Raw genomic sequence first — 11,768 nt, 5'->3', positions numbered from 1 at the left:
CGGCTCGACGTTCCCCGTCCCGGCGGGCCCGAGCCGGTTGGCCCGCGGGACGTCCAGTGACGCCTAGAGCGGAGCCCAGGGCATCTCGAGTGATCTCCACATGTGCGCGACCGGACTGTTGTCGTACCCGAGACCCTCCTTTGGCTGCTTGAAGTGGCGCCCGATGATGTCGATGAACGGATCCAGCGACACCTCCATGCCGTCTTGGAAGGCATACGTATCGTTCACGCAGATCATGCGGGCCGAAACGTACAGCGGGTGCCCCTTCGCGTACTCCGCTGCCTGCTTGATGTAGTCCGGCGGGACGTAGTCTTCGCCGAAGATCCGGTTGTACAGCTCCGGGTATTCGTACCCGTACTCCTCGTCCGGGTAGAAGCGCAGCGCGCCGTGATACCGGATGCCCCAACTCACGTACTCCGGAACATACGGTTCGTAGAGCTGCGCGCCCCACCAGCCATGATCCACCTTGATCAGGTTCTGCACGGTGTCGTGGAGCAGGCCGGCGAGAACATTCTCCTCGGGCTGCCCGTCATTCAACGCGTGAGTCGCGCTTTGCAGGACATGCCGGGCGGGCCAGAACCTCAGGCGGAAGAAATCCTCCAGCGTGGGATTCGCCGGCAGGGCTTCGAGAACCTCGTCGTTCGGCTTGAACAGGTTGCCCGTTCCGCGCGGGGCGCTGACTTCCTGCCCGGCGCCATGATCGCCGTGGCCGTGCTCGTCGTGGTCGTCGTCCGCGAATTCGGCTTCAGCCTCCGCGGCCTCCGCCAGCAGGTCGTTCTCGTCGAGGAGCCGCGGGTCGAGGTCCTCGGTCCGCGGAACCGGACCGTCGTGGTGGTGATGGTCGTGGACGTGGTCCGGATCCTCCCCATCGAGGAGATCGCACATGTAGTGCTCCAGGGCCTCCGCCTTGTCCTCGGGCGTCATGACGGCGAGGGCGCCAGCACCAACCGATGCGAGGAACCTTCTTCGGTCGATCTCCATGATTCCCTCCCGGCGCTGGAGGTTACGCGACGGTTACGCCTTCAAGTTGGGTAAACGGGCGCGAGACCGCTAGATGATGGCCGGGGGGAAGGGTCGCGTGAGACCACAAAAAAAAGGGGGGGGGCGTCCCGTCCCGGACACCCCCCTTCCTTCCACTCCAGTTCCACTCCAGCTACGTGTCTCCCTACGCGACGCTCGATCTACCGGCGGATCAATAGGCCTGCTTGACCACGTTCTCGGCCTTGGGGCCCTTCGGTCCGTCGACGACATCGAGTTCGACCTTCTCGCCCTCCGCCAGACTCCGAAAACCGTCCGTTTGGATTGCCGTGTGGTGAACGAAGACCTCCGCGGATCCATCATCGAGCGCGATGAACCCGAAGCCCTTCTGATCGTTGAACCACTTGACTGTGCCGCTTCTGCGCATGCCCGTGCTCCCTGAAGGTATTGGTGTCGCCGAGAGTACGGGCTTGCCGCACATGCCGACCACAATGCCGGCGAACCTGTTCCGGTTCGCGTTTTCCGGAGCCCAGAATACACGGGAAATTTGCGGTTGTCCATGCGCCGGGCGGACGCGTCTATTTCCCCACGGACAGGAAATCGCGCAGCCGGAGTTTCGTCTGGTGGTCCTGCATCCGCGCGCCGCGCATGTTCTGGCCGCGAATATAGGTCCGCTGCCAGCCCTGTTTGACCGCCTCCTCCTCATGCGCGTGGAGGTCCTCGATGAACCGGGATCGGGACTCGTTCCAGGTCGTGTACTGCTTCGCGATGAGCTTGTCGTCCCACAGATCTCGCGTGCGGGGGCGCACGTTCTCGAGATAGTGTCGCGGGAGGGGGACGATCCGGCAGATGGGCTCTCCCTCGTCGAAGCGGATCCAGTGCTTCGGCCGGGTGACCTTCCAGTTCATCGTGAACGAGAACGGGGCCCAGTCGGTCTCGACGATCCCGTCGAGCGGGGCGATGCCGTCCTTTGGAAGGTTCGGGCAGCCTCGCGCCCAGAGGTTGTGGCCCTTCGTGGTGCGGAACAGATAGCCGGGCGTGAATGTCAGGACTCCGCTCCCGAAATGGCTCGCGATGGCGGGGTGCGGCTCGTCCTCCCAGCGAAAACGGATCGACTCCAGCCCGACGCCGCCGTCCCAGCGAAGCGAGAATTGGGTGGGGCAGAGCAGGTCCCAGCCGGCCTGGTTCGCGATGAGGAGCGGCAGGCAGCGGTAGGCGAAGCGGTCGGGCGTTTCGTCCATCCACTCGCGCTGCTGGCCGCCGGCCGCGATCCGGAGGGCGGTGTCCGCGACCCGGAACGCCGTCAGTTCGATGCCGCGCGCGGACCCGGGCCGCGCCTTCGCCTTCTTCGCCACCGGGCGGCCGCCGGTCGCCCTACCGCGCCGAGACCCGGTTCGCCGGCCCGGCGCCGCCGCCGCCCTCGCTTGCCTCGACGAGCGACTTGCCGAGATCCAGGGGCACGAGCCGGCCGCCGATCTCCGCGACGCCCTGTATGCGGACCCAGCGATCGAGGAGCGTCACCTGGAACACGGTCTCGAACCCGTCGGTCGTCGCGGTGGGGTCGATCTTCATCGTGATCCGCCGCGCAGCGACATCGTACTCCCACGAACCGTAGAACCGGGTGTCGAGGGTCGCACCGCCCGGCCCGAATCCGGTCAACGTGATCCGTGAACTCAGGTTCTGGATCGACCCGAAGACGAGACGGACATCGGAACCGGGGGGCAGAGGCTGGAAGTCGCCGGGAAGATGCGGCACCTGGCGCCTGAGGAGTTCGAGCGGTCGGTAGGCGCCGACGATGGTGTGATGGACCGTTCGGTATGCGGGCCCGTAGGGGTTGTTGTCGTTCTCGCACGCCGCAATGGCGGCGAGCAGGGCGCCGACCGAAATCGCCCGCCCGATGTCTCGCGCCCGTACCCGGCCCCTGAAGAGTCCCATCATACCCTCTGAATACCCTCTGATCTCCGTGGCGGCCGGTGGCTCAAGGACTTTCCGCGACATGGCTCCAACCTCGGCGCACCCGCCCCTTCGCCCCTTATGAAACCGCCGGGAGCGGCATACGGCAACCCCGCCGGCAACCCCGCGCGTCCGCGCATCTCGCGCGCCGGGCGTCGCGGATCGGGCGCCGGGCGTTGCGCCGCGCGATCCGGCTCGGCAGGGTTGTCGCCGAACCGTCCCTTACCCCAAGCCCGGGTCCCCCACGTCATGCTTACGATCCGCCCCATCCCCCGCGCTCTCGTGCCCGTCGACTCCAACGCCGCCCGCCGCGTCTCGGCCCTCAACTACGACGAATTCCAGGGAGACGCGGAGATCTGGGAGGCCATTCGGAGCGCGCCCGACTCCGTCCTCGGCGTAACGATGGCGCACTGCGCGGTCGACAGCCCGGCCGCGATTCTGCCGGGGGATTCGGAGGCGTCGCTGGAACTCGCGCACCGCAACTTCCAGCGGCTGAGCGCCTCGCCTTTCACCCGCGAGGTGAAGCGGATCCTCTACCTGTACGAGATCGTCGACCCGCGGCGTCCCGGCGTGCGGCAGATCGGCCTCGGCGGGTTGGCTCCCACGGCAGAGATCCGGACGGAGGACACGCCGGCCGGGCCGATCATCCGGAACGAAGGGGTGCGCCCGCCCAAGGCGAGGGGACGCGCCCGACTCATCGAAGCGACCGGCGCCATCATCGGGACGGTGAACAACGCGGTGCCGGACGATTCCGGCGCGTTCGCGGCGGCGCTCGAACGCCATGCGGACGGAGCCGCGCCCGACTTCGAGGCGGGGGGGTCGGGCGGCACGACGCACCGCATCTGGCTCGTTGCGGAACCGGGCGCCATCGCCCGCCTGCAGCGATTGCTGGCCGCGGAGCCCGAGGCGTACGTGGCCGATGGCAACCACCGGAGCGCCGCCGCCGCCATGCTGGGGCACGAGTCTTTCCTCACCGTGTTCTTTCCGGCGGACCGAATGGCGATTTCGCCCTACAACCGGCTGGTCCGGCTCCCTCGCGAACGCGATGCGACCGCCGTGGACGCGGCCCTGGAGCGATCGTTCGAGGCGTCGCCCGCCGGGGACGAGCCCCTCCAGCCCGACGCCACCCATGTCGTCGGCGTCTATGCGGCGGGGCGCGGCTGGCGGCGCGCAAAGCCGCGGAGCGGTGTGTACGACGAGACGGACGCCGCGGCCTCCATCGACCACGACATCGTGCAGCGGACGCTCTTCGCCGATCTCGGCATCGCCGACGCGGCGGACGACCGGCTCACCTTCGTGGGCGCCAACCGGGATGCGGCATGGCTCGCGGCCGAAGTCGACGGGGGTCGCGCGGACCTCGCCGTCACGCTACCCGCCGTGACGATGCGCCAGTTCATCGCGGTATGCCGGCAGCGGCGGATGATGCCCCCCAAGTCGACCTGGTTCGAGCCGAAGATCCGTAGCGGGCTCGTCATGGCGCTGCTCGACGACGTCTAGGAGCCTGCGCCGCAGGAGCGCGGCGGAAGCGATCGGATGCCGCCCGCGGGGTCCCGCGAGCCGAAGTATCGGTCGTTTTCCGGGCGGGAACGCGTTGTTGGCGGGGAGACGGCCCGGCGGGCGGCGTTCGGGCGGGGTCGCGGACCCCTTCTTGTGCCCCGGGGAACGCCCGACACGGGTTTCCGGCCCCTCACGCGGCCCGAAGGATGTGGAGGCGCCGCACGTTGAGCGCCAGACACACGAGATCCCACTCGCCGCGCACGTTCTCCAGGCCCCTCATGCTGAACCGCCGGAACCCCATCGCCTCCTTGATCCACCCGATGGGAGCCTCCGCGATCCACTTGCGCTTCGCGTACACCGCCCGGCCCTCCGGAGTCTTCAGCCTCTTCGCCATGCGCGCCCTCGCCGGGCACGTCTCCGGGTCGGGCTCCGCGGCCGCCCCGCCCTCCCGGCCCAGCGCCACGTAGCCGTCGATCCCCCGCGCATCCAGAGCCGCCAGGTCCTCCTCGTTCGAGTAGCCCGCGTCGGCCAGCACCTCGCCCGGCGTCTCCCCCAACCGCCCGGACACCTCGTCAACCCGTTCCACCAACTGCCCCTGGTCGCTCGCGTTGTCGGTCACCTCCGCCCCCAACACCAGCTGGCTCTCGCCGTCGACCACCGCCTGCGCGTTGTAGCACTGCTGGTAGCCCTCCGTGCTCGTCCGCATGATCCGGCTCTCCGGATCCGTGAAGTTCGTCTGCGAGTCCGCCTCCGGCTCCCCGTAGTCCAGCTTGTACGGACTCCCCCCCTTCGGGTTGCGATCCCACTCCGGCTCCCGGCCCCGCGCGTCGTCGCGCTCGCGGGCCTCCGCCTCCAGACGAGCCTGCGCCGCCCGGATCGCCGCCAGCCGGTCCTCCCGCCGCTTCAACTCCTTCGGCAGCTCGTCGCCCCGAACGTCCTCCCCGTGCCGCTCGTCCTCCTCCGCGTCGGCCGCCTCCGCACGCGCCAGCAACTCCGCGATCTCCGCCTCCAGGCGCGCCTCCTCCGGACCCATCCGCCCGTAGCTCATCGCCTTCCGCTTGCTCGCGTTCGCCCGAACCTTCGTCCCGTCCACCGCCACCCGGCCCAACCCCGCCAGACCCAGTTCCCGCGCCAGAAGCACCACCTCCGCGAACAACGCACCGAACGCCTTCAGGTTCCTCTTCCGGAACTCGCACAGCGTCCGGTGCGCCGGAAAGTTCCCCGCCGCCAGCATCCTGAGCGGCACGTCCTCCTCCAGCTTCCGCGCCAGCTTCCGAGACGAAAACACCCCCGTCGCGTACCCGTACACCAGCACCTTCACCATCATCCGCGGATCGTACGGACTCCGCCGCCGCCCGTCCCCCTCGTAACGCGCGTAGAAAGCCGACAGGTCCGCCGCGTCCACCAGATCGCTCACATGATGCGCCAAGTGCCCCGCCGGCACCCACTCACGAAGATCCTGAGGCAGCAGCAACTGCTGGTCCGGATCGTACGGACGGAACCTCGTCCTCATCCTCTCCGGATCGTACGGTAGAGACCTCGCACTCATCGCCAACTCCCCGCGCCGAACGTGAACCCGTCACAGCACGGCATCACCATAGCCAGCCGAACCGCGCCGCACCATCGGCTTCTACGGCGCAAGCTCCTAGCAGTCCGTGGCGAAACCCCGCGTCAGCGCCGAGAGCGGTGAAGCGCTCGCCTGACAAGGAGCGACGAGGGAGAATAGCAGCGCTATTTGACCGAGGAGCGACGCAGAGCGCAGCGTTTCAGGCGAGATGCAGCGTCGCTCGAACGCAGCGGGGTTTTTGCCACGGGCTGCTGATATGGAAGGGCCCTTTGCAAGGTGCCCTCGTTGGTCCGCCCGGCGTGTCGTCGTTTTGCTCTTCGTCGGCCGAGTCGTTTCTCGGTCGAGGGAGAGGTCGTCCCGAGGCTTCTTCGACGATGATCCTCCTGATATACGCCGGTTGGCCGGGGCCAGAGCGGCAAGAATTCGGATTCGTCGGGAGCTGGCTCGATCTAGACCGCGTGGGTCTCGCGTCCTGTCCCGCCGGACACGGCCACATAGCAGCCGCGAGCGTTCTCCTGTCGTGCCTCGGGCGACCTCCTCCTCGGGTTATCGAATCATCGTTGGTTTCGCGTCGTCCGGCCCGAATGGGGCCGGCCGACGCCTCAAGGCGCGTCCCGGGCCGGGGCGGTCTCCTCCGGATTCCGCATGATGGCCCACACGAAGCCGGCCAACTCCCGCGCCACCGCCACCGCGGCGATCTGGCCGTTCCTCCTGAACGCCAGCCGGGTGAACACCTTGTGAAGCCGGTGCTGCGCCTTCCAGCTGTGCGCCACGACCTCCGGAGCCTGGCCCCGCTGCCGGCGGCTCAGCGCCGGTCCCCGCCTGGGCGGGAACCGGTAGCTCCACGCCGCCTGCACCAGCACATGCCGCACCCGGCTGTTGCCCGCCTTGGTGATCGCCCCCCGCCGCCGGCTCGCCCCGCTGGAGTGCTCGCTCGGCACCAGCCCTACGTAGGCCATCAGCTTGCCCGGGTTCTCGAAGCGCCGGAAGTCCCCGATCTCCGTCGCCAGCACCATCGCCGCGTGCGTCGAGATCCCCCGCAGGCAGCACAGCCGCCCCACCGCCTCCCGGTACGCCGGCTCCAGCGCCAACGCCTCGATCCGGCGGTCCAACTCCTCCCGACGGCCCAGCTTGTAGTCGAACAGCGCCAGGTACTCGCCGAAGACGAGCCGGTCCTCCGCCTCCAGCGCCTCGTCACGCTGAAGGGCGCGCAGCCACGTCACATGCCTGCCCGTCCAGTTCGCCCCCTCCCGGTACACCAGCCCCCGCCGCGCCAGGAACTTCAGGATGTAGTGCCGCGACTTCAGGATCTCCCGCTGAAACACCTCCCGGCAGCGCACCAGGTCCCGCACCCGCTCCTCCGTCTCCGACGGGACCCGTATCGCCACCAACTCCCCCGCCCGGTACAGCCGCGCCAACTCCGTCGCGTCCTTCCGGTCGTGCTTGCGGCGATCCCCCGGGCGCCGGGGAATCAGCGACGGCGCCACGATCTCGCACCGGTGTCCCCAGTCCCGGAGCGCCCGCTCCAGTACGTAACCCGCGCCGCTCGCCTCGTAGCAGGCCCGGATCTCCCCCTGCCGCGATACGCGCGCCAGCCACCGCTTGAGCCGCCCCGGCTCGTTCGGCAGCCGCTTCACCACCGTCGGCTCCGGCGCTCCCTCCGGAAGCACCGCCACCATCACCGTGTCCTTGTGAACGTCCATCCCGACGTACACCTTGCTCTGCTCATCCATGGGGCCGGTCTCCTGTCCGTTGCGATCTCTTGCATCGCATGTGGCGCTGGCACCTCCGAACACCGGGGCGCTAACCCACGGTATCCGGCGGGCGGCCGGCCCTTCCATACTTTCTAGCCGGAATGTGCCTCCGCCCGGGCCCGCAGCGCGGCGCGGTCGACCTTCCCCAGGTGCGTCCTGGGCAGATCCGCCGCCACGTGGACGGCCGCCGGCGTCTTGTACGAGGCCAGCCGTGAGCCGACGAACGCCCTGAGTTTCGCCGGAAGGTCGCCGGTCTCAGGCACCGCCGGCTTCGTCGGTTCCGCCGGTTTCGCCGGTTTCGCCGGGACGACCCAGGCGACGGGCTCCACGAGACCTTCGCGCGTCGGCACACCGACCACGGCCGCATCCGCCACGTCCGCGTGTTGCAGCAGGCAGTCCTCCACCTCGCCGGGGGAGAGCCATTTCCCCTTTACCTTGAGCATGTCGTCGCCACGCCCGCAGTAGCGGAACACGCCGTGTTCGTCGCGGACCACCATGTCGCCCGACACGTACCACTCGCCGCGGAAGGCGTCCGCCGTCGCTTCGGCCCGCTGCCAGTACCCGAGCGCCCGCGATCCTCCGCGGACCCGGAGCCAGCCCACCTCGCCGTCCGGGAGTACACGGCCCTCGTCGTCGCAGACCCGCACCTCGAAGCCCGGCACGACGCGCCCCAGCGTTCCCGGATGTACCTCGTCCGGACGGTTGCTGAGAAAGATGTGCCACATCTCCGCCGTCCCCAGCCCGTCCAGCAGCGTCACCCCCCACCGGTCCCGCCAGCGCCGGTGAAGTTCGGGGGGGAGCGCCTCTCCCGCCGAGGTCGCGAGACGAAGGCACGAGAGATCGCTCGCGGCGGCGTCCGGGTGCGCCACCATGAGCCGGATCATGGTGGGGACGTTGACGAGCACCGTCGGGCGGAACCTCCCGATCCTCCCGAACAGGACATCCGGAGTGCAGCGCTCCGGGAAGAGGGCGGCCGTGGCGCCGACCGAGAAAGGGAAGAAGAGGTTGGATCCGGTGGCGTATCCGAAGAAGAGCTTGGGGACGGAGAGCGTGATGTCGTCTTCCGTCAGGCCCAGCACGCGCTTGCCGTAACACTCCGTCGTGTTCGCGAACGAGGCGTGCGCCTGCACGACGCCTTTCGGGCGGCCGGTCGTCCCGCCGCTGAACAGCCAGAGGGCGGGGTCGTCACGGTGGGTCGGCCAGGGTTCCAGCGTCGCGGGCTGGGCGCGCAGCCGTTCAACGAACGCGGGCTCGTCCACGACGAGGATCTCGCGCGGGGCGTCGGCGCCCTCGCTCCAGGGGATGCCGGAGGGGACTCCAGCGGGGACTCCAGCGGGGGCTCCAGCCTCGCGACCCGTTCCGGGCGCCGGAGCGGCGGACGCTTCGTCGCGCACGGCGCGCACGGCGCGAAAGTGGGGGGCGCGGGCGGAATCCACGAGAAGAACGGCGCCCCGCGTGTAGCGGTAGAAGTACGATATTTCGTCCGGCCGCAGATACGGATTCAACATGACGACCACGGTGCCGATCCGCAGCGCGCCGAAGAGGGCGCCGACGAAGTCCGGTCCGTCCGGGAGCGCCAGGAGGACCCTCTCCTCCGGCCGCACGCCGGCGCTGCGCAGGAGGTGGCCGTAGCGGTTCGCCAGCGCCTCGACCTCGGCGTAGCTGATCTCGCCGGCGTCCGTGAGGAGCGCGCGGCGGCCGCCCCGCCCTTCCCGTACGCGGTCTCCGAGGAAGTACTCGGCGATGTTGAAGCGCTCGGGCGGCTCGAAGATCGGCTGCGGAACGGCGTCGCGCATCGGGCTCCGTGGGCGGGGGTCGTCCGGTGCGTCCGGGATCGGACTCGGGTTCGCACGGTATGCGCGGACCGGCGCGGCTACAACCGACACGGCCCGCCCGGGTGCCGGCACTTGCGCCTCCCCCCGACACGGCGTAGCGAGACTCCATGACTCTGCACAGGCTTTCGGACCTCACCTGGGAGGAGGTCGGGGCGCTCGACCTCGATCGAACGGTCGCGATCCTGCCCGTCGGGGCCACCGAAGCGCATGGCCCCCACCTCCCGCTCGACACGGACGTCACGATCGCGGAAGCGATGGCGGAAGCCGGGGTGCGACGACTCTCGGCTCTCGGTCTGGAACTCGTCCTCCTCGATGGCCTTCGGTACACGCCCGCCGCTTTCGCCGCGAGCTTCCCCGGTACGATCGATGTCGGGGCCGCGACGCTCACCGCCCTCCTCACCGACATCGCCGCCGGCCTGCAGCGGGCCGGGATCGCCACGCTGGCGATCGCGAACGCACACTTCGACCCCGCCAACCTCGAGGCGCTTCATGCGGCCGCGGCGGCGATCGACGAAGGAGCATCCATGCGCGTCGTGTTTCCGGATGTGACGCGCCGGCCGTGGGGAGGCCGACTCACCGAGGAGTTCCGGAGCGGCGCCTGTCATGCCGGGCAATACGAGGGCTCCATCCTCCTCGCCCGCGACCCCGGGCGGGTGCGCGAGGAGACCATGCGCGAACTGGAGGACAACCCCCTCTCCCTCTCCGCCGCCATCCGCGCCGGGGTGCGGGATTTCTCGGAAGCCGGGGGCGACCGCGCCTATTTCGGGCGCCCGTCGCAGGCGACGGCGGAAGAGGGACGTGCTACCATTGAAGCGCTCGGCAGCATCCTCGCGGAGGCGGTGAGCGAGGCCCTGAGCGAGACCCTGGGAGAGACCCTGGGAGAGGCCCCGAGAGAGGACATGACAGAGGACCTGAAGTCGTGACGCGAAACACCTCCGGAGCCCGGATATGAGCCTCATGAGCCTTGCCGGACGTGGCGCTCTCGTCACGGGCGGCGGGCGCGGCATCGGGGCCGCGGCGGCCCGGACGCTGGCGGACAGAGGCGCCCGTCTCGTCCTCGCGGCGCGGAGCACGCCCGAGATCGAGGCCGTGGCGTCCGAGTTGCGGGACCGCGGGGGCGAAGCGTGGGCGGTGACGTGTGACGTGTCGGATCCGGCGAGCGTGGAGGCCCTGTGCGATGAGGCCGCCGAGCGGCTCGGAGCCGTGGACATCCTGGTGAACAATGCCGGCGTGGCCAGTTCCGCCCCGGTCGTGAAGCTCGCGCTGGAGGAATGGGAACGGCTGTGGCGCATCAACGCGACCGGCGCGTTCCTCGCGATGCGGGGCGTGCTGCCGGGCATGGCGGAACGCGGCTGGGGCCGGATCGTGAACGTGGCCTCGATCGCCGCGCTGCGCGGAGGGCGCTACATGGGGGGCTACGCTGCGTCGAAGCACGCGCTCCTCGGCCTCACGCGCTCGGCCGCGGCCGAGGTGGCCGGAGCCGGCGTGACGGTGAACGCGGTCTGCCCCGGCTACGTCGACACGCCGATGACGGACGCGACGATCGAGAACATCGTGAAGCGGACGGACCTGGCGGAGACCGACGCGCTCGACGCGATCCTCGCCACCACGCCGCAGGGGCGGCTCATCGCCCCGGAGGAGGTCGCGGCGTCCATCGTCTTCCTGTGCGAAGATGAGGCCCGCGGCATCAATGGACAGACCGTCGTGCTCGACGGCGGCGCCACCTCGGCCGTCTAGTGTCGATGGACGAGCTGTCGATGGACGACCGCACGGACGCCTTCGAGGTGTTGAATCCCGCCGCGCTGGGCGAGCCGCGGGGCTGGAACCATGGACTGCTCGCTCCTCCCGGCGGGCGCGTGCTGTTCGTCGCCGGGCAGACCGCGAGCGGACCGGGCGGACACATCGAGACGCCGGACTTCGCCGCACAGTTCGCGCTCGCGCTCGATCGCGTGCTGGCGGTCGTCCGGGCGGGGGGCGGAGAGCCGTCGCATATCGGACGGATGACCATCTACGTCACGGATCTCGCCGCCTACCGGGACGCGCGTTCCGAGCTTGGGGCCGCGTGGCGCGCCCGACTGGGCCGGCACTATCCCGCCATGGCGCTCGTCGAGGTCAGCGGCCTCGTCGATGTCGGCGCGCTGGTCGAGATCGAGGCGACCGCCGTCGTCCCGTGACTCCGCCCCA

The 11,768-nt window shown here is 69.6% G+C and carries 11 protein-coding genes; 4 read left to right on the top strand and 7 right to left on the bottom strand.

The genetic code is table 11. From position 1 onward, the window contains the following. Nucleotides 1-63: 63 nt before the first annotated feature. From ACOGXI_RS13795 to ACOGXI_RS13780, 4 genes are all read right to left on the bottom strand, one after another. The gene (locus ACOGXI_RS13795; protein WP_419939408.1) at nt 64-981 is read right to left on the bottom strand and encodes a hypothetical protein; all 918 of its coding nucleotides are present in this window, start codon (nt 979-981) and stop codon (nt 64-66) included. A gap of 211 nt (nt 982-1,192) precedes the next feature. Further along, complete coding sequence (locus ACOGXI_RS13790) at nt 1,193-1,405, bottom strand: cold shock domain-containing protein (RefSeq protein WP_419939407.1); 213 nt, start codon at nt 1,403-1,405, stop codon at nt 1,193-1,195. A gap of 151 nt (nt 1,406-1,556) precedes the next feature. Beyond that, on the bottom strand, nt 1,557-2,333 hold the full coding sequence (locus ACOGXI_RS13785) for a DUF6065 family protein (RefSeq protein WP_419939406.1): 777 nt from the start codon (nt 2,331-2,333) through the stop codon (nt 1,557-1,559). 19 nt (nt 2,334-2,352) lie between these two features. Next, nucleotides 2,353-2,913: a hypothetical protein gene (locus ACOGXI_RS13780; RefSeq protein ID WP_419939405.1), complete on the bottom strand. Its 561-nt coding sequence runs from the start codon at nt 2,911-2,913 to the stop codon at nt 2,353-2,355. A 267-nt stretch (nt 2,914-3,180) separates the two neighbouring features. Between ACOGXI_RS13780 and ACOGXI_RS13775 the strand changes: the two genes are divergently transcribed. Continuing rightward, nucleotides 3,181-4,428: a DUF1015 family protein gene (locus ACOGXI_RS13775; protein WP_419939404.1), complete on the top strand. Its 1,248-nt coding sequence runs from the start codon at nt 3,181-3,183 to the stop codon at nt 4,426-4,428. A 190-nt stretch (nt 4,429-4,618) separates the two neighbouring features. On the opposite strand, the gene ACOGXI_RS13770 is transcribed toward ACOGXI_RS13775, so the two are convergent. The 3 genes from ACOGXI_RS13770 to ACOGXI_RS13760 form a co-directional block, all read right to left on the bottom strand. Further along, nucleotides 4,619-5,941 carry an IS1182 family transposase gene (locus tag ACOGXI_RS13770; RefSeq protein WP_419937292.1) on the bottom strand — a complete coding sequence of 441 codons (1,323 nt, stop codon included), beginning with the start codon at nt 5,939-5,941 and terminating at the stop codon, nt 4,619-4,621. 656 nt (nt 5,942-6,597) lie between these two features. After that, nucleotides 6,598-7,728: an IS110 family transposase gene (locus tag ACOGXI_RS13765; RefSeq protein WP_419939403.1), complete on the bottom strand. Its 1,131-nt coding sequence runs from the start codon at nt 7,726-7,728 to the stop codon at nt 6,598-6,600. A 113-nt stretch (nt 7,729-7,841) separates the two neighbouring features. Next, complete coding sequence (locus ACOGXI_RS13760; protein ID WP_419939402.1) at nt 7,842-9,545, bottom strand: benzoate-CoA ligase family protein; 1,704 nt, start codon at nt 9,543-9,545, stop codon at nt 7,842-7,844. Nucleotides 9,546-9,691: 146 nt separating this feature from the next. Here ACOGXI_RS13760 and ACOGXI_RS13755 point away from each other — a divergent pair, with 146 nt between their 5' ends. The 3 genes from ACOGXI_RS13755 to ACOGXI_RS13745 are packed head-to-tail and all read left to right on the top strand — an operon-like array spanning nt 9,692 to nt 11,758. Next, nucleotides 9,692-10,507, top strand: coding sequence for a creatininase family protein (locus ACOGXI_RS13755; protein WP_419939401.1), 816 nt, complete (start codon nt 9,692-9,694; stop codon nt 10,505-10,507). A gap of 25 nt (nt 10,508-10,532) precedes the next feature. After that, entirely contained in the window at nt 10,533-11,321 is a 789-nt protein-coding gene (locus ACOGXI_RS13750) for an SDR family NAD(P)-dependent oxidoreductase (RefSeq protein ID WP_419939400.1), read from the top strand. A 20-nt stretch (nt 11,322-11,341) separates the two neighbouring features. Further along, nucleotides 11,342-11,758 (top strand): RidA family protein, encoded by a 417-nt coding sequence (locus tag ACOGXI_RS13745; RefSeq protein ID WP_419939399.1) that lies wholly within the window; start codon nt 11,342-11,344, stop codon nt 11,756-11,758. Nucleotides 11,759-11,768: the final 10 nt, after the last annotated feature.

Source organism: Candidatus Palauibacter sp. (genome assembly GCF_965208055.1).
Lineage (GTDB): Bacteria > Gemmatimonadota > Gemmatimonadetes > Palauibacterales > Palauibacteraceae > Palauibacter.
Note: the sequence above shows the minus strand (reverse complement) of the source record. Positions and strands in the feature narration are given on the sequence as shown.